The following is a 19,926-nucleotide window of genomic DNA, read 5'->3' on the forward strand; positions in this document are numbered from 1 at the left end:
TATCAGTTGTACCGCCAGGTGCACCGCTGAGTAGCTACGTTTGGAAGAGATAAGCACTGAAAGCATATAAGTGCGAAACTCGCCTCAAGATGAGACATCTTTTAAGGGTCGTTGTAGATGACGACGTTGATAGGCTATAGGTGTAAAGACAGTAATGTCATAGCCAAGTAGTACTAATTACCCGTAGATTTATAGTCTATGGTTACTAATATAAACCAAGTGCTTTATGCGCAGTGAAGGTTTTGTCTTTGTGAAAGTTTTTATCGCTTAAAACAGATGTCAGATATAAGACATCAGATACCAGACCTTGAAGTCTGAAATCTGAAATCTATCCTCTGATATCTTATATACCTTCTTTAGGGTGGTTTTAGCGGTGGGGCTCACCTGTTCCCATTCCGAACACAGAAGTTAAGCCCACCAGCGCCGATGGTACTGCTAACGCGGGAGAGTAGGCCGCCGCCAGTTTTTATTTTATTTTTAAAAAACCTTTATCTTTACGATAAAGGTTTTTTTGTTATATACCAACACCAACACTAAACCCACTCAACATACTCACTAAACTAACTAACACAAAATCCAAACAGAAACAGAAGTAATGAGTAATAGGTAATGAGCAGTGGATATAGATAATAGATGTTCGTAGTAAGTAGCCCATCTCATCTATCTGCTATTCTTCTTCCTCCAGCTTTAGGCATCCTGCTTCCAGCCCTCTGTTTTTATTCTTTATCCAACGATGGTTCTTTACCTTCAATACTATTTATTCTTCCCAGGCTGTTACTACCAAGGAGTCTAAATAAGGTTTTCTTTATTAAAATGCTTCGACTCCGCTCAGCATGACAATGCTAATACTAACTGCTAAAGAATCGTGGACATTATCCTGCCATCTTGTATCCTTTAAACTCTAATAAATAAGTCTGGATTCCTGAGGAATGAAATAATTGGAATAAACGTGCATCCTTACACTTGCAGTTTTGAGATCTAATCGCTGTACCTCGTAACCCGAAAATTAGGATCTCTATCTTTTAAGGCCGTAAATCGCTTATTGTGGTTGAAAGCTGATTCACGTATATAAACGAGATTTAATCCCTCAGAATTTACCTTATTTTAAGCCAAAAGAAATAAAAAAACCGCTTCTCTAAAGAAACGGTTCTTATGGGTTACATTTTGATTGTAATCTAGCTTACCAATGATGACTTAGTTTGCTGCGATCGTAAAGACGATTTGTGTGCTATAAGATGCTGCAGGAATTGTCACAGAAACACCTCCTATTTGGAGTTGAACACTAATGGCTGAGTAATCTACACTATTATTGACACCCAATAATCCACTAAAGGTTATTGTTGATAATGTGACGGCGCCAGCCTGTGGAATTTCTATAAAATTTGCACTACCTCCATTGATAGAAGCGGTACAAAGGACACAAAGACCATTGATTATTGCTGTTCCTCCACTTCTTTTTGCGGACAGTTTCAGGGAACTGTTCCAGGAAGTCGGGTTAAGTTGCATGGTTATTTTGGCTCCGGAGGCTGAAAGAAGATTAAGAAAAGATCCTGGTAAATGACCAGATATTGTTAATTGTGCAGGGTTCTCATAAGTTCCGATATAATTACTTCCTGCCTCAGTAATGGTAGGTACACTCACAGTCCAGTTAGTTCCGGCAATACTTATGGTTTGCCCTTCAAGATAGCTTCCCATTATTAAAGCAATAATGTAAAGAGATCTTTTTAAGAACTGTTCTTTGAGAAAGAGACTTTTCATTTTCATTTTATTCTGTGATGGTATAAGTGATGACGATTGCTGTATTGGCCTGAGCCTGTAAATTGGCATAAGTATTAGTAGCAAGTGAAATGGTAAGAGCATGGCCGTTATTCGCTCCGTTTCCTGTATATGCTCCGCCAATACCACTAATGATGGTAGTAGGAGTTGTGTTGAGAATTATTTGCCCTGAAGATGTTCCCAATGTTCCGCCGCCAGCTCCTGAAGCCGCCGCCGCCTGAATTCTTATATTGACACCTGCGATAACTTTATTTACTGAGGCCGTAATCCTTCTGGTAAGACCTCCGGAAGCAATAGCTGAAGTATAGTTGATCCATTTGGATGTATTGGGAGTAGGTGCTCCAAGAGCATTTCCAGCTTCTGTAGGAGCTGTAAAATTTAACACAATACTGCCTGTAGGCTCAATGTCCATTAAAGTTACTACAGGCAATGTAAGACTAACAGTAGTATTTGCGGTCTGGGAATAGATTGGCCCGGATACAACACAAAATGCAATTAATAATAGGGTACGGATCAGAATCATCTCTTCTTTTTTATTTCATTATATCCTACTTTCAAGGATTCCTTTTGATATTTGATCTCTATTTGTTGCTTAACAACATTGATGCTTATTTTTTTTGTTTCCGAAGGCTTTAAAGTAAACAGAAACTTGTCTGATGAAATTTTATATCGTTTATCAAGCCCGTTACGATAGACCTTAATAGTCCAGTCTCCAGGCCTAAGATAAGTAAAGTCGAAGTTTTCTCCAATGAGACAGATCTTACGGTAAGTCTGATCATTATTGGTAGCTTCCACAATAATACTTTCTTTTTTCTTTTTTCCTTTTTCAGATTGTATCTGGTCAAAATCAGGTTGATCTTTTTCTCCTGTTTCTAAGAATTTAACGTGGCCCTGAACATTTGCAGCTGTGGTTAATCCAAAGTTAAAAGTGTTTTCCTTATTGATCAATGAAAGAGCAGCAGGAAACGTTTGAGTCGGAATATCATTGATTTCCGTAGTGGAACGGTCAATTTCAAGAAAATAATTCCCTGGGATAACGTTTTTAAATATATAATTTCCTTCCTTATCCGTAATGGATAGATAACTTCCAAGCATTAATCTTATGCCTTCAGTCTTTTTTATACCCAGGTTACCAACATTTCCAGACAATGAAATATATTCGGCAGTTTTCTGTACAGGAATATTGGGACGCCATGTATAACGCATGGAGAATATAAAATCTTTATCTCCGATTTCTCCTCTTTGCAATGAATATCTTCCGGAAAGATCAAGTTCATTTCCGGGAAATAACTGCTGGTGAAATAGAAGTTCAAACAGATTTCTGTCTTTAAAATACTCCTCAGGCATATAATTATTCTGATAAAATATACTTAAGCTTGTCTTATCAGAAAACCGACTGAAGATTCTGGCTCCATAATAGATATTTCTCTGATTTTTAAGCTGATATCTTGAGCTGATGGCATAACTTCCGAAGATGTTAAAAGATGTTCTGAACTTTTGAAATGACAGATTTGCGGAATAAAAGCTTGAATTGCCACTGAATCCCGTCAGATAATTATCTGTTTTTCCAAATTGTCCATCCACATTTACCTGAAATACCCCAATCTGCTGATTAATACTTACTTTAAAGTAACGTTCATAATAATCAAACTGTTTAGGTTCTAAACGGTCTTTATAGGTTTGATATCCATTATTAAGGATAATGAAACCACTCGGTATATATTTGTACTGTATACCATATTGAAAATACTTTCTATAGGGTGCTGCCAGGAGCAGTGTATCTCTTTGGAAATTTTTGGCATCCTGCATATAATTGGTAAAGAAACTTATTTTCTTTGTGAGATTGTAGGAAATATTACCATTAAAAGTATTTGTATTGGTAAAATATCCTCCGAAATCAGGACTTGCTTTCATGTACATTAAATTTCCATTCAACTTTTTAAAAACGGCCTCAGCCTGTAGTAAATAAGCTGTTCCATCTGTTTTTTGTGCAGTACTGTATGCCAATTCTCCAGAAAAAGTTATATTGTTTGAAACCTTAAATTTTCCTTTGGCGTAAGGTAAATGAGCATTAGAATCAAGTCTTACTTCACTATATCTGATTTCTTCTTTTCTTGGAGTTTTGTAAAGGTATCCTACAGAAATTTCGGACTCTTTTCGGATTTTAAAGGCTGAATAGAAATTGAATTCATCTTTAATATCTCTGAAAAATCTCGGATGGTTATAGAACCCACCGAAGCTCACTTTATCAAAGTTATACCGGATTTCTGCCCCGCGGCCATATCTTGCAAATTCTGTAAGATAGGATGAAGAGTAGGTTTTATCACCTAAATGAATAGAAAGATTGTTTCGTTTATAATTCACAAAATATTCTTCATATTGAGTAAATGTATTGAGTTCTACAGGATTGTGAGTAACCGCCCTAAACTCAATCTGATTCTTATTGTCTTTGTCAAGTGCTCCTTTACCATAGATTTCTCCCTGAAAACCATCATTATACATTCCCATATTCTGCATGCCAATAAAAGATAATGAGAAAGCAACAGGAAGCCTGTGATAAATATCTTTCTCAGAAGGTTTTGCTGATATCACCTGAGTACTCACATAGACATCCTGATTTTCTTTGGGATTACCCTTTGAGTGCACCGAAAGGTTTAGGTTTTGAAATTCATTTTGAGCGAGTTCAGGATTTGTTACTTTATGAATAGTAATTGTTTTAGACTCATTAGGCTCCAGTACCAGTGATGTTTCATTATCGACAATAGCATTTTTACTTTCGAGAACAATACTTTCTGTTACATTACCATTATTTTTTAAAAGAAAAGAGGCACGGATTGTTTCTCCTGCTCTTACAAATTCAGGTGTATTTAAAGCGGTAACTAAAAGATTCCTGTGTCCGGAAACAATGATTTTTGAATTTTTTGTAAAAGATATTCCGTTATGGCGATCAGTTACATTCATTATCACGGAATAAATACCCTGTCCTGTTTCTGTTCCCACCCGTAAAGGAACAAGATATACAGAGGTTTCATGAGGAAGAATCTGAAATTCTCCTTTTGCTAAAATAGGATTAATAGAGGAACTTGATGTGGTAATTGAAATATCATAGGTCTTGGCTTCATCCGAATTGTTTTCTAAAGTGAAGGGAATAGAAGTAGACATTCCCGGCATTAAACTATCTTTTTTACTGATCAATCTATTGGATTGCTCTTGAGAAAAAATAAATACCGGGAATAATGATATGATAATAAATAAAGTCCAAGTTCTACTCATTTTTTACTTCTAATTCCACATTGAGTGCAAAAGCATTCTCTTCTTCATCGGCAGCTATGATAGCAGCTTTATATTTGTCTGGTGGTACTTTACTAATGTCAATGTAAAATGTTTTGGAGGTGTTGGGTAACAGCCCCATCGTTAAACTTGAATAAGTTCCCACCTTCTCACCCGTTTTTCGGTTATAGATTTCTATGGAAGCAGTCGGTTTACAGTAAAGATTACCATTATTGGCTATTGCTATCTTTGCCGTTTGTTTTCCTTCCTGTTTTTCCACCTTGATACTTTCAAACTTAAGATCCGGTTTTGCTTTTTCTGTTTCAAAATCTGTAATGACCTGAATGGCATATCGTATAATAGAAGTGATGCTGACTCCTGGTTTACTGTCACTGGGTTTTATATCTTCTACCGGTTCTACAATGATCACACTCCAATAGCTTCCCGGATCCATTGCCTGATTGGGAATGGTTATTTCATAGAAGATCTCAGTCTTTTCTTTACCTTTAAGGGTAACAAGATTAGTGTTGAGTTTCAGCCACTCTCCGTTACTTCGTTTATTGGTACGTAATGCTGTATAATTGATCGTTCCGTCCGCATGGTAGGTATAATCCTGTAAAAATATTTTTACGCTTTGAGGATTGCTGCCCGTGTTTTCAATGGCAACTTTTCCCTTATAAACCTTTCCGTTTTCTATTTTGTAAGAATGCGTAAGTCCGTTGAGAATCACAATACCGGCATGTAAAAAGCTGAACTGCAAAATCAGGGTGATCAAAAGAAGGATACGCTTTATCATTGTGTAAAGTTTGAAGTTAAATCATGAATAATACAAAGCCAGGAAGAAACTGGATACTAATTTCTTCTTGTTTTTGAAACGTAAAATAGAATTTTAATTAAATTCTAATTGTCTGATATTGTATAAGTAACGGTAGCGGCAACAGTAGCTGTAGCCTGTAAATCTGCATACGCGGCTACCCCTCCAGGACCACTTCCTGCAGCGAGTGCATAGGTAAGATTATGACCGTTATTAGCTCCATTTCCTGTATAAGCACTTCCAATACCAGAAATAATTGTCTGGTCAGTACCAGTTAATGTAAGCAGTCCTGCGGAAGTTCCCAATGTGCCTGCTCCTGCTCCGGTGGCCGCCGCCGCCGTTACATTAAGATCTACTCCAGGAATGATAGCATTCATTTTTACGCTTACGTTACGGGTAGGATCTGCCACAGATTTAATAGAAGAATAATTAAGCCACAACGTAGTGTTGGCCGCAGATGGAAGAATAGGATTTCCTGCTTCAGTAGGAGCTGTAAATCCAAGAGTAATGTTTTTGGTTGCTGCTGGTTCAATATCGACCAATGCAACTTCGGGAATAGAAATGGTGACCGTATGGTTATCTGTAGCGAGATCTTGGGCACTAAGATTCCCGGATAGAGCAAACGCAAATAAAGACGCTGCAATAGTTAAATTTAGTTTTTTCATGACACTGTTAATTAGTAAAGTGAAGATAACAAAATTCAATATGTTTTAAAAAAATATACCACATATTTTTTATAATTGCTTATTTCTCATATGTAATGCATTATAAGATGAAATAACTCAAAAAAAATACTGCACAATTTTGTGCAGTATTTTATCAATATTATAGGCGTTTTTAAGCCCAATGCGGGTCAGAAACGGAAACTTTTCCGGTTTCTATTCTTCCGGCAAAGTGCCACAGATGATCGTTTAATTTTAGCTGCAAATCATACCAGCCTTTGTATTTATCAAGGTCAATAATGATTTTTCTTCCATTTTTTGTACAGAAATTGTCCTTTCGCTTCTTGTATAAAGATCTTTCAGACTGATGGAAAAATTTTTCTTTTTGTGATTTTTGATAATTAATTCAATCTGATTTTTTGAGGTCATATTCGTCAAGATCACCTCTGTTTCTGCAGTTTTATTTCCCTTAAATTTCCTGAAAAAGCCATTGGGACCGAAAACTTCATAATCATAAGCTCCCGGCTGCACAGTATGGGATAGCGTTTGCTTTTCATATAAAGCATATGAAAAATGATAATTATTATTGTCGAATTGAGTTCTGTCATATACCAAAAGCGGAACCCCATTATCTTTCAGGTTAGTCATTTTTATATGGTCTCCTTCCAGATTTACATGGAAATGATAAGGCAATGGGTTGGAAGGTTTCAGTCCTCTTTCCTGAATGTCAAGCAGGCTATCTTTAAGTTCATCTTCAGAATACCATTTCAAATTAGGGACAGGTTTATTTTTAGCTGCGTTGATGGTTTTAGCGTAATCCTTCTGATTCAGATAATCCATTTTCGGAACTTTCACGCTGGAAGAATTGAAAGCGGAAGTAAGATCGCCACATATCGCTCTTCTCCAGTCACTGATATTTTCCACATGGACATCCTTTTTGAATTTCTTCATAATGAATTTTTCCAAAAACTGCAGGACAGACGTGTGATCCGATACTTCAGAATTGACAAAACCTCCTTTCGTCCAGGGAGAAGCGATGATCATAGGGACTCTGTAACCCAATCCGACAGTTCCTTCTACTTTTTCATAGCTTTTCAAAGAAGGAGAGCTCATATATTCCTGAGTTTTATCCACATATTCTACCCCTTCTTTTCCGTTCATATCTACGGGCTGGCTTGGATTCACTGGTGGGGCAAAAGGCAATACGTGATCAAAATACCCGTCATTCTCATCATAATTGATGATAAATATGGTTTTCTTCCAGGTTTCAGGATCTTTGGTCAGAATATTCAGAACTTCAGAAATATACCAGGCTCCGTACCATGGTGAACCCGGATGATCAGAAAAATGTTCCGGAGCTACCAGCCATGAAACCAACGGAAGCTTTTTCTCTTCCACATCTTTACGGAACTGAAATAATACATCACCTTCCGGAACAACAAGCCTTTCTCCGTTTTCATCCTTTCCAATTTCCAGTTTCCAGTAATCAGGATCGTTGGAATTAGTGGTAAAGGCTTTTTCATGAAGATTTTTTTCTTCTTTTGAAAGTTTTGAATAATTGTCAGGGTGGTATTTCACCTGATCTTCCTGAACTTCAGCCAGCATGGCTTCCAGTCTTTCTTTCTGATTAGGGTTTTTTTCAATCTCCTTCTTCAGATAGGCGATGATATTGGGAATATTCTGATAATATCCTTTTGAAAATTTAACGTTGAATTTTGAAAACCACTCAATCGGGTTATCTGTAAAATTACTCAGCCAGGCTTCCTGTTCTCCGGACATTCCTTTTGGAAGACTGATTTCATTCTGATAAATTCTCCACGAAACATTTTGCTGTTCTAATATTTCCGGGAAACTTTTCCATTTTGCCTGCCTCGCTTTATCATAATCAATATTTTCATTGACAACATTGGCTTTTACCTTTCCATTTTGCTGTTCTCTCAATGTTCCGGACCAAAGAAACAGCCTGTTGGGAGTAGTTCCGGTAAGCGATGAGCAGAAATACTGATCGAATATGGTGAAGGCATCTGCCAGCTGATAATAAAACGGAAGGTCTTCGCGGTTGTAATATCCTAACGTAAGCGGAATATTTTTATAATCTTTATTTCCTGAAGCTTTCGCCTGAAGCCATTGGTCAAATTTACCTTTGTTCAAAGCTTTCTGCTGATCTGCCCATGAGTGTGGCAGTGAGCTCATCCAGGTAGATTTTGTATTTCTTAAATCCAGACGGGCAGGAGATGCATATTTTCCCTCGTCACTTTTTGAAAGAAAACAGAATGGCCGTCCTGTTTTATAAAAGCTCTTTTATCCAAAAAACCTCTTACTCCTTTGAGAGCACCAAAAGCATGGTCAAATGAACGGTTTTCCTGCATCAGGATGACAACATGCTCTGCATCATAAAATGTAGACTGGGCAGCCGGATCAATGGCTAAAGCTTTTAAAATGGAAGGATGTAAAACATTTGAGGTTCCTAATCCTGCTAATAAAAGACTTGATTTCTCTAAAAATTCTCTTCTGTTCATGTTCAATCGTAATAAGAAAGAAACCGCAAGTTAATAGGATTTTCCTGCGGTTTCTTTGTTTTATATAAAATTAATCAGATTTTTATTGTAACCACCAAGGTTTGGAGCTGATATTATCATTTCCTCCATACTGAGCCGTTAAAGCAGCTTTTAAATTATTGCTGTTGTAATTATATTCAGATTGCGGATATCTGAACCTGAAAGGAGCTGCGACTCCTGCTTTTAAAGGATAATTTGGAAAGCCTGTTCTTAAATAATCAAAGTAAGAAGTCCACTGTGCCTGATGGAACATCGTCATGTATTTTTGAGTCATGATCTTTTCCAGTTGTGTTTGTAGTAGATCAGCATCATTATATACTACCAAAGGAGTTGCAAGATATTGGTTGACATCAAACCCTGAGAAATATTGTCCCGGATTTTTTACATAGGTCTGATAAAAATTGAAACTTGCTTTGATCGCATTATCATAATGTGTTTTTGCCGACCCGGAAATCCAGCCTCTTGCTGTAGCTTCAGCCAGAATAAACTCAAGTTCTGAATAACTTAATACAGAAGCAGGTTCATTGGTAGGGTCTTTATAAAAACGATCGTTTACTTTGGAAATGTTTTTTGCAGTGATCAGTGCTGCATTATCAGAATACGGAGAAGTAGGGTTTCCTCCGTTATATCCTGTATAGTCTGTGATGGCTTTTCCTGCTTCTTTTGCTCCTGTAGTCTGTGCTGCAAACGTGAACAAGCGTGGATCATGCCTGTCTTTGAACATATTAATAAAATAATCAGCCATGTACAAACTTGAACCATATCCACTGTTGTTAAACATCGTGTATCTGCTGTCTGCTGCATCAGCAAACTTAAGTTCACCGTTATCTGCAATAGAGGTCATGAGAGACTGGCTTCCTGCAATAGAAGCAAATTCTGCAGCGATATTATAACTTCCTACTGTCGTTTTTTTAGATAAAGTGATCAGAATTTTCAGACGGAATGAATTAATCAGTTTTTTCCACTTTAAAGCATCTCCGTTGTAGACAATATCACCTTCAATTTTATCGGTGGTATTAATAAGATCATTGGCTTCTTTTAATTCTGATAAAATTCCGGACATGATAGCTTCCTGTGTATCATATTTAGGCTGGGTAATGCCGGATTCACCCTTTGCTGCCTCAGAATAAGGAGCACTTCCAACTTTTAAACTGATATTGAAGAAATGATACGCTCTCAAAAATTTTCCGATGGCCAGATAATTTTTGTTTCCTCTTTTTTCAGCTTCCTGCATCATTTTTCCAGTGTTCAGAAGTCCTTTGGTATAGACTTCAAAAGAAGTATCATTCCATTTCATATACTGGTATGAATTCTCACCATCAGTACCAATCATCATTCTGGAGGCATACATATTGTCCCCGTTTACCTGAAAAGTATATTTTTCAACGTAAGTCAATAGATTTTTGGGATCAATACTGGCCTGGTCATTAGGATTTTCATTGATGGTATCAAGGTTAGATTCACATGATGCTAATGTCAGAAGTCCGGCTGCAAATAAAGATTTCATCAGCCATTTTGCTGTTTTACCTTTTTGCTCTGTCACTTTGTTTATATTATTTTTCATTGTCTTGACGTACTTTTTAGTTAAAACTTAAGATTAAATCCGATTCCAAACCATCTGCTGGATGGATCCTGAATATCATTGTCTGTTTTTGTCTGGAAGTCTGGATCAGAATAAAGGTTTTTTGATTTTTTCCACATCGCCAGATTGTAAGCAGAAATATTGGCGGTGAAACCTTTCACCATTCCTCTTGGGTTGAGTAATGAAGAGAAGTCATATTCTAATACTACAGATCTAAGCTTGACGAAAGTTCTGTCAAAAACGTTAGCAAACTCTTCGCTTTCGTCCTGTGTTACTCTTGCACGGTAGGGATAATTTTGCGCCCAGTCCTGGTAGCTGATAGCTTTTGTGTGTGGAGTATAGGTTCCGGTTGCCGGATTGTAGTTAACCCCATCAGGTACAAAATAATACGTTCCCGGATTTGCATATTCAAGATCTCTGTACGCTACAGAATTAGGGTGTTTTCCTCCCCACCACATTTTTTCCACAACCTGGGATCTCATCACACCTCCGATGCTTCCGTCAATTCCGATGTTTAAAGTGAATTTTTTATATTTGAATGTGTTGTTGAAACCGAAAGTCCAGTCAGGATTGAAATGTCCCAGATTACTTGGGTTATTAGCTCTTGTCGGCATTCCTGTATTCGCATCAAGAATTACTTTTCCATCCGGAGACTTTTGCCATGTATAGTCGTAATAGCTATCCATTCTTTCGCCTAGCTTAATATTTTTGTAGTTCGGCATATTATCATAAATGGAAGTCAGCTTTTGTTCATAAGTACTCCAGTTGATTAATGTTTTCCAGCTGAAATCAGAAGTTTTTACCGGAACTAAACCAAGGGAAACTTCAAATCCTTTGGTTGTATATTCATTTCCGTTTACATATTGAGAAGTGAAACCGGATGATTCTGCAGCAGGGAACTGGAGAATATTATTATAATCTAATGTTCTGAAATAAGTAGCGTCTAAAGTGATTCTGTTATTCAGGAACCCTGCGCTTAAACCTAATTCATAAGATTTTGTCTGCTCCGGTTTCAAAGAATTTTCTACATTCAGAGTGGTTGGATAATAATAAGTAGGGTTTCCATTGAATGTGATTCCCCCATTGTTCAGATAATAATTTCTGATGGAATAAGGCTGGAAGTCATACGCTACTTTCGCCCATGAAGCAGAAAGTTTCAACATATTGATAGATTCCGGCATTTTTACCAGGTTGGAAATAACCGCACTGATGGAAGCAGAAGGATAGAAGTAAGATCTGTTGGCCTTAGGTAGTGTAGAAGACCAGTCATTACGCCCGGAAACATTGATGAAGAAAGCATTGTACAACCCGATATCAATCGTTGAATACGCACTGTAAATCAACTTTTCCTTCAGATAAGTGTAATTTTTCAGCGCTCCGATAGAGTTCTCAAAAGTGTATACTTCGGGAATTTTTAATCCATCCGTAGACATTTCATTGTTGTTGTTTTTATAATAGAAAGCAGAACCTCCCGCATTGATTGTAAAATCAAAATTTTCAGATATCTTTTTCTTGTAAGTTGCCAACACATCATAATTGAGGTTCCATGTTTTATTATCCTTCAAAATATAACCGCCACTTCGTGGTGCATCATAATTGAAATAGGAATAAGGGCTCAGAATTTCCGTTTTGCTATGGTTTTCGACAAGAGATATTTTCCCTTTTACCGATAGATCCTTTGTCGCTTTATACTCTAGACCTGTCTGAGCATTAATAATATTGGTTCTGTTCTGATTCTTGTAATACTCGGCTCCGAACCATGGGTTGTTATACCAGGCATAGTTCCAGTTGGCTTGTGCTCTTCCTTCCTTTCCTGGGATCCACATATGATTTTTCAATGCTTTTCCATCTACATCTCCTCCCATCCAGATCAGGATGGTGTACATGTGTCCGCTTGGATTATAATCGTAATTGGGAATATTAGGCGTAAAAGCCTGGTTGAAGTTGAATTTTGTATCAAATATTAATTTTTCACCAAGATGATTTTCAGAAGAGAAGTTGATTCCATATTTCTGAAGATAAGAATTGGGAACTCTGTCATCATAATTCATGAAATTCCCGGAGAATCTGTATACGTCTTTATTGCTTCTATAGCTGATCGCGAAGTTATTATTGTTGATTACTGCTGGTTTTAAGAACGTACTTAAGTTATCATGGTATTTCCAGTCAATCGGAACTCTTTCATATCTTGATTTATCATCATACTGAGTTCCTGTTACTGCTCCATACCACGGAACGACCTGTCCTGTTATTTTATCTCTGATAGGGCTGTTCCATTGAGCGATCTGTAATCCCGGAACAAATTTTGGTCCCCAGATCATATCTCCGTCATTTACCCCGCCATCGGCTCCGTCCCAGAATTCGTATTTTCCATGGGAACCGTTACCATATTCAGTCTGGGTTTTCGGAAGATTGGTAAATCCTGCTGTAATCATTGTGTTTTGGGAGAATTCTACAGAAAAGCCTTTCTTTTTAGCATTTTTTGTGGTGATTAAAACAGCTCCGTAACGACCTCTTGAACCATAGAGAGCAGAAGCGGTAGCTCCTTTCAGGACATTGATGTTTTCGATATTATTAGGATCTAAATTCTGGAAAACCTCTTTTTCTACAATCACACCATCAATGACGAAAACCAGATTAGAGTTTCCTCTCAGCGTAAACTGTGGAGCCTGCTGCATTCCAGTAGGATTGGAAACGTTCAATCCTGCGACCTGTCCGGAGAATAAATTTCCAATACTTGGAGTAGTGATGGTTTCAAACTGTTTTGTTCCTACTTCCTGAGTAGAATATCCGATTTTTTCTTTCTTTTTGGCAATACCTAAAGCGGTAATAACAACGCCTTCAATCTGCTTTTCGTTTTGCTTTTTTAAGACAACGGAATACTGTTTTTTGGAAGAAACCTCAACGGTATAAACGGAAAAATCAGGAGCAAAAAATTCAAGAATATCTTTGGGGTTTGCAGAAATAGTGAAATTACCATTTTCATCTGTAGTAGCAGTCTTTCCTGTGTTTTTGTCGGTGATGTTCACACCGGAAACACTAGAACCGTTTTCTGATTTTACATTTCCTGAAATATTGATTTCCTGGGCAGAAAAATAAAGAGGAAGTAAAAAAACGGCAAAAGTGGCTAGAGTTTTCTTCATTTTTTTGAAGGCAAATTTAGCAGTGCACTGTTACCAGTACTTTAATGATGTATTAAAATAAAAATACGATTTAATATTTTTAACAATAAGAATTAATAAATAAGTAAAATGAAAAATGTCCTTTGTATAGGGACTTTTGCTTTATTATATAAATATTAATATAATGAAGGAGGCTGGAGAGGAGTGCTGGAGGTTGTTATCGTGTTATAAGATTAACATAAAACCTTTTAAAAATACTGGGATAGTGAAACCGTGACCTCAATAACTTGTGGCATCAAGCTTCCCACTTCCTTCTTTTTTTCTAAAACCTACTCAGAATTCCCCAATGGATTTTAATATCATTAAATTTAAAAGGATTTCCGAACTCATTACCATTAGACAGCTGGAAACTCATCAGACCAATAGGAATGAAGAAATTGAAACCGAGCCCGACACTGTAGAGCTTGGGTTTTACATTTAAAGATTTATTATTAAGCTGCCCATATTGTCCAAAGACGTCAAAGAAGGCCTGATTTCCGATCAGATACCGGTATTCCAGACTTCCATAATAATAAAAGTCAGCAGCGAGGGAGTTTTCATTGAATCCCCGCATGGAGTTCCATCCTCCGAAACGGTATAATTCATTGGCAGAGAAGTCTATTTTAGAATCCATCATCGCACCTTCCGCTTTGATGTTCAGGAAGTGATTCCCGGAAATGTGGTAATTGTGTTCTCCAAAGAAATAAAACTGGTTTTGATTAGCTTTAATATTATCTTTAGAATAAGTAGTTGTTAAGAAATCATATCCGGCATTGATCCTTGTTTTGTACAGGAAAAGGTCAATATCAGTAGGTTCTGTCATTTCATACCATATCCCGATCCCTTTTTTATTGTAGTCTTTTCCCTGAACGTATAAGGTATCAATAATAGTAGAGGTTTCCAAAGTTGCCCTTAGACCGATTTTATTCCTGTTATTGATATGGTAATAGAAAGCAGGAAGGAACTTTACATTGGCAAACGTAGAATCCTGTCGGTAGATATTTACCTTCGTATCCATCCCTACATTTGATTTGAAAAGGTATGGAATATCTACTCTAAGATCAAAAGTCTGTCCTTTGTCCGGGTTTCTCTGCCAGTATAAATTGACGGTTTCAAAACCATTGAACATATTCCTGAAATTCACATTCATAGTCCCGTTTAAGGTGAACTTGGAGGTTTTGTCATTTCCAAAACCGATGACCCCATCAAAAGTATTGGTTTTTTTCTTTTCCAGAAACAGGTAAATACTGGTAGAGTCCTTCGTAAATAAAGTTTGTGGCTGCCGTTCAAGGGTTAGGAAAGGATGACTCTGGAAGGTTTTATTGATGGCTAGAAGGTTTTTGTCATCATAGTTTTTACCCTTAAACTCCTTTTCCAGGTTTTTGATGAATCTTTTGGGAACTTTTTCATATCCTTTTACTACGAATCCGTTGATTGTTCTTTTATCATTCTTGTTGATGTCAAGTTCCACTATTGGATAGCCGTTTTTCTGTCCTTTGTATTTAGATTTTATTCTGCTGAAAGAATATCCTTCATCAATATAAGTTTTGTTGATACTTTTCTTGGTGGAGTCTAAATTTTTAGTGAAAAAATCTTTCTGAATTTTCAATTTCTGAACCAGAGAATCCGTAAGGTTTACATAAGTTTCATTGAAGTTTTTCCCTTTATCGTAGAAAATTTCCGTGCTGTCACCTTTTACTTTTACGTCTTTCAGTTGAGTGAAGAAATAATTGCTTTGGGCTAATGAATCCAGAAACTTTACTGCGGAAGTGGAATCTTTTACTTTTTTCCTGGCTTTGGTCTCCGTATCAATCAGCCAATACTGCTTCTTCTGCGCTTGTGTGAAAACGCAGAACAGTACAAAAAATATTTTTAAAAGTAATTTCAATTTATTCTTCTGAATATGAACAGGAATCTCTATAAAATACAAAAGATTCTTCACTGCATTTCTGAACTACGTTCGCAGACTTTCAGTCAGTGTTCAGAATGACAATGCGCCTTATCAATCAACTAATTTTTATCCAGTTTATTATACTTCTTCATCAAATTCTCATAAGTTCCCTGCGGAAGAATCCATTTCAACGGAACTCCGATTTTCTGTCCGAATTTACCAAAATAATAATGAGCTTTCCATTTATTTTTTGCTAAAAGTTTTTCAATGTATTCTGCGACTTCCAAAGGATCTGTTCCGTCATTCACGTGAGAATTCATCAGCGCATATACTTTGTCAAAAACATTTTTGTAAGGCTGGGAGACCTGTGCAATGACTCTGTTGTCTGCAATGTTGGTTTTAATATCTCCCAGATGCAGAGAGCATACATCAATATTCCATGGGTAAACTTCATACCTCATCGCTTCCGTTACTTTATCCAAAGCAGATTTAGAAGCCGAATAAAACCCACGAAAAGGCAGCCCCATTTCACTTCCGATGCTGGAAACATTGATGATTTTTCCGAATTTGTGTTCACGCATATTCGGAAGAACGGCACTCATCATCTGTACAGGTCCGGCAAGATTCAGACTGAAAAGTTTCAGAATATCTTCTTTCGTAGAATCTTCCACGGCTCCTACCATTCCCATTCCGGCATTGTTGATCAGAACATCAATTTTAGTTTCTGTTTTTAAAACCTCAGCGACAGCATTTTGAACTGCTGTATTGTCTGTCACATCAGTGGGGATAGATTTGAAGTATTGGCTTTCTGTATGCTTTCTGCTTAATCCGTATACTTTATGTCCTTTTTTACCAAAATATTCGGCTAATGCAAACCCGATTCCTGATGAGGTTCCTGTTATAATGATGGTCATTGAATTCGTATGATTTTTAATGTTTTATTTTTCTTTTGAAGCCAATGAGACGTTTTTAATGGTCTGTGTTCAAAAGTAAAATCTATTTTCAGCAAATGTAAAAAAGAAAAATGAACTCAGTTATTTATTATTCCTGAAATAATTTTTTAATGATTTCCTGATCAATTGCCCGGATTGATGGTAAAATTAAAATAAAGTTAATCTCAATTATGCATAGATTATTTGAGGAATGATTACTTTTAATTGCTTATGTTGTTGAAATACAGTTTTTTAATTCTGTTTTGTGGTGGTTGTCATCTGAAAAAAGCTAAAATTTCTTAATAAAAACATAAGAAAACCTTAATGAGTGGTGGGAGCAGGCTGATCTAATTTTGCACCTAATCAAAAAGGAGATCATGAATGTATTTAAAATCCCTGTATCCGTAACGTATTTAACGGGAAGGGTATTACTTATTGGTGCAATATCAGCTTCACCGATGTTCCTCGCTCAGAAAAAAGACAGCTTAAAAGAAAAATCCATCGACGAGATTGTTGTGGTTGGATACGGAACACAGAAAAAAAGTAAAGTTTCCGGAGCTGTTTCGGAGGCTTCGCTGGATAAGCTTACTTCCAGATCTTTGTCCGGAGTAGGAGAGGTTCTTCAGGGTAAAGCGCCCGGAGTTACTGTAGTGAACGAAGGCGGTGATCCTAACGGAGCACCGAAGGTCAATATTCGTGGTCTGGGAGGAATCAATGGTGAAACTCCCCTTTATGTTGTGGATGGAGTGGTTTTCAACGGAACACCGTCTATCAATCCCAACGATATTCAGGATATTTCTGTACTGAAAGATGCTTCTGCAGCCATTTACGGAGCCAGATCCTCCGGAGGGGTTATTCTTATTACCACTAAAAAGGGGAAAAAAGGAAATCTTACCGTTGATTTTGATGTTAAGTACGGAGTAAACCAAGCGTGGAGACTGAAAGAATCTCTGAATGCAGCAGAATTTCAGGACGTGATGTACAAAGCCTATGAAAATGCCGGGAAACTGGGAAGTTTACCGATGGCTTTTAATCCTAATCAATATCCGGACGGAAGAATTACCAGAACAGACTGGATGAAAGAAATTTTCAGAACAGGAACGATTCAGGAATACAACGTAAATCTGAGCGGTGGAAGTGATAAATCAAGATATTTTGTGGGCATGAATCACAGAAGTCTTGAGGGGATTTTACTGAATACTCAGGCAAAACGATACAATTTCAGAGTTAATTCTGAACATAAAGTAAAAGACTGGCTGACGATCGGAGAAAATATGTACTATAATTACTCTGACGGCAATACAGCCGATACCAAAAGTGGATATACGGGAGCTTTGGTAGCGGCTATGTACTATCCGCCCAATGTTCCGGTATATACGCCAAGTGGTGCGTTTTCCGGACTGCCGATTGATGTGGCAGGTGGTTACGGAGATATGATCAACCCTGTTGCGTATCTTAAAAGAATCAGTATCAGAAATCCTACCCACGAAATTTTAATCAACCCTTATGCTGAAATTACACTGGCGAAAGATTTAAAATTCCGTTCCAATTTCTCACAGACTTTTAAGCTGGGAGATGTAAAGAACTTTACATACAGAGTCCTTGAAATTGGGAAAATTTTTGATACCAATAATCTGGAATACCAATCCAATAATTCTTCAACAGCGCTTGCAGAACAATTGTTAACGTATAAAATCTCAGCAGGACAGCATAATTTCGATTTCCTTGGAGGTTTTACTTTCCAGAAAACAATTGATGAGGGTTTTGTAGCAAAATCGTATGACTTCAGAAGTGAAGCTGAGGTTTTCCAGCACCTTCAGAACGCTGCGGATACCAATAAAGATGTTTCCAGTTACAGATTCAAACAATCTTTGGTTTCTTATCTGGCGAGAGTAAATTACGACTACGCCGGAAAGTATATTGTAAGTTTATTGGGAAGACGTGATGGCTCTTCTCTGGTAGCGAAACAAAACAGATTTGCTAACTACTATGCGGTTTCCGGTGCCTGGGTGGTTTCGAAAGAAAACTTTATGAAAGATATCTCATGGCTTTCAAGTCTGAAATTAAGAGGAAGCTACGGTATTTTGGGTAATCTTGGAGGAATTTCACCTCAGGCTGTAAATCCTTTGATGACGAGAGATAATAATGTAATTTTCGGTCAGGATCCTTCTCAGAATATTGCTTATTATGCCACCACACGTCCGAATCCGGATCTGAAATGGGGGAAGTCTGAGCAGACCAACTTTGGGGTAGATGCTTCATTCCTTCACAACAGCCTTTCTTTACAGTTCGATTACTTTGTGAAAAATTCCAAAGATCAAATTTTCAATGTAAGCTTACCAAGTACGGCAACGTATAATAATCAGTATGTGAATGCGGGATTATTCCAGGATAAAGGATACGAATTGGGAATCAATTATAACAAGGTGATTTCAGATGATTTTACGTTCTCAGTGGGAGCGACAATGAGTCAACTAAAGAATACGGTGAAGCAGCTTGCCAATGTGGATGAGATCTTTATCAATGATAATGGAGTAAGAGGCGTATTGAAGCCAACCCGTGTGAAAGTGGGTGATCCTCTGTATTCTTTCTATGGTTATAAGACAGGAGGAATTTTCCAGAGTCAGGAAGAAATCAACAATTATAAAGATGCCAACGGAAATCTTATCCAGCCTAATGCCAAGCCGGGAGATATCAAATTCCTGAAAAAGGAAGGAAATACGGGAGTACTCAATAATAATGACTTCGTCAATCTTGGAAGCCCATATCCTAAGTTCTCTTATGGCTTTTCGTACAATATGACCTGGAAAAACTTTGATCTGAATTTATTCTTCCAGGGCGTTTACGGAAACAAAATTTTCAACGGAATGAAATTTATTTCTTTGAATCCGGGCGGAACGGGGCAGAATTATAATATGGACAGAGATATCCTGAATGCATGGACACCTCAGAATACCAATACTGATATCCCAAGACTGGTACACGGTGACCCAAGCGGTAATTATTCCAAAGTATCAGATTTTTATGTGGAGGATGGATCTTATTTAAGACTGAAGAACCTTACCATCGGGTATTCATTACCAAAAGAATTGTACAGAAAACTGGATGTAAACAAAGTGAGAATTTATATGACCTCCAACAACCTGTTTACCATAACGAAATATACAGGATTCGATCCTGAAGTAGGGATGAACTCTTACGGAGTTGATACCGGAAGATATCCTCAGGCACGCTCATTCATCTTTGGAATAGAGGTCGGATTATAATTTTTAACCAGCAA

At 37.3% G+C, this 19,926-nt stretch carries 11 protein-coding genes, 2 rRNA genes and 1 pseudogene (1 of these 14 running past the window's edge); 3 read left to right on the plus strand and 11 right to left on the minus strand.

The window, feature by feature from the left end; genetic code table 11:
- Both KBP46_RS17075 and rrf read left to right on the plus strand, forming a co-directional pair.
- Nucleotides 1-197, plus strand: a 23S ribosomal RNA gene (locus KBP46_RS17075); it begins 2,558 nt to the left of the window's first position.
- Nucleotides 198-357: 160 nt separating this feature from the next.
- Nucleotides 358-465: ribosomal RNA gene (rrf, locus tag KBP46_RS17080) — 5S ribosomal RNA — on the plus strand.
- 729 nt (nt 466-1,194) lie between these two features.
- On the opposite strand, the gene KBP46_RS17085 is transcribed toward rrf, so the two are convergent.
- From KBP46_RS17085 to KBP46_RS17130, 11 genes and pseudogenes are all read right to left on the minus strand, one after another.
- Nucleotides 1,195-1,758 carry a hypothetical protein gene (locus KBP46_RS17085; protein ID WP_131797545.1) on the minus strand — a complete coding sequence of 188 codons (564 nt, stop codon included), beginning with the start codon at nt 1,756-1,758 and terminating at the stop codon, nt 1,195-1,197.
- 7 nt (nt 1,759-1,765) lie between these two features.
- Complete coding sequence (locus KBP46_RS17090; RefSeq protein WP_216443770.1) at nt 1,766-2,299, minus strand: hypothetical protein; 534 nt, start codon at nt 2,297-2,299, stop codon at nt 1,766-1,768.
- Entirely contained in the window at nt 2,296-5,049 is a 2,754-nt protein-coding gene (locus tag KBP46_RS17095) for a hypothetical protein (RefSeq protein WP_216443771.1), read from the minus strand. The genes KBP46_RS17090 and KBP46_RS17095 overlap by 4 nt, the downstream gene beginning before the upstream one ends.
- A complete protein-coding gene (locus tag KBP46_RS17100) occupies nt 5,042-5,842 on the minus strand; it encodes a DUF3324 domain-containing protein (protein WP_062675678.1) in 801 nt (266 codons plus the stop codon). Before KBP46_RS17100 ends, KBP46_RS17095 begins: the two co-directional genes overlap by 8 nt.
- A gap of 104 nt (nt 5,843-5,946) precedes the next feature.
- Nucleotides 5,947-6,525: a hypothetical protein gene (locus KBP46_RS17105; protein ID WP_062675679.1), complete on the minus strand. Its 579-nt coding sequence runs from the start codon at nt 6,523-6,525 to the stop codon at nt 5,947-5,949.
- A gap of 252 nt (nt 6,526-6,777) precedes the next feature.
- A complete protein-coding gene (locus KBP46_RS17110; protein ID WP_367397900.1) occupies nt 6,778-8,127 on the minus strand; it encodes an alkaline phosphatase family protein in 1,350 nt (449 codons plus the stop codon).
- A gap of 105 nt (nt 8,128-8,232) precedes the next feature.
- Nucleotides 8,233-9,041, minus strand: a pseudogene (locus KBP46_RS24145) (alkaline phosphatase family protein); the annotation flags it as partial.
- 82 nt (nt 9,042-9,123) lie between these two features.
- Nucleotides 9,124-10,644 carry a SusD/RagB family nutrient-binding outer membrane lipoprotein gene (locus KBP46_RS17115; RefSeq protein WP_253297069.1) on the minus strand — a complete coding sequence of 507 codons (1,521 nt, stop codon included), beginning with the start codon at nt 10,642-10,644 and terminating at the stop codon, nt 9,124-9,126.
- 20 nt (nt 10,645-10,664) lie between these two features.
- Entirely contained in the window at nt 10,665-13,805 is a 3,141-nt protein-coding gene (locus KBP46_RS17120) for a SusC/RagA family TonB-linked outer membrane protein (RefSeq protein ID WP_216443772.1), read from the minus strand.
- A 301-nt stretch (nt 13,806-14,106) separates the two neighbouring features.
- Entirely contained in the window at nt 14,107-15,711 is a 1,605-nt protein-coding gene (locus tag KBP46_RS17125) for an autotransporter assembly complex family protein (protein WP_216443773.1), read from the minus strand.
- 122 nt (nt 15,712-15,833) lie between these two features.
- Nucleotides 15,834-16,628 (minus strand): SDR family oxidoreductase, encoded by a 795-nt coding sequence (locus tag KBP46_RS17130; RefSeq protein ID WP_216443774.1) that lies wholly within the window; start codon nt 16,626-16,628, stop codon nt 15,834-15,836.
- A gap of 395 nt (nt 16,629-17,023) precedes the next feature.
- On the opposite strand from KBP46_RS17130, the gene KBP46_RS17135 reads away from it, so the two are divergent.
- Nucleotides 17,024-19,912: a TonB-dependent receptor gene (locus KBP46_RS17135; protein WP_216443775.1), complete on the plus strand. Its 2,889-nt coding sequence runs from the start codon at nt 17,024-17,026 to the stop codon at nt 19,910-19,912.
- Nucleotides 19,913-19,926 lie beyond the last annotated feature (14 nt).

Source organism: Chryseobacterium sp. PCH239, assembly GCF_018924625.1.
GTDB lineage: Bacteria > Bacteroidota > Bacteroidia > Flavobacteriales > Weeksellaceae > Chryseobacterium > Chryseobacterium cucumeris.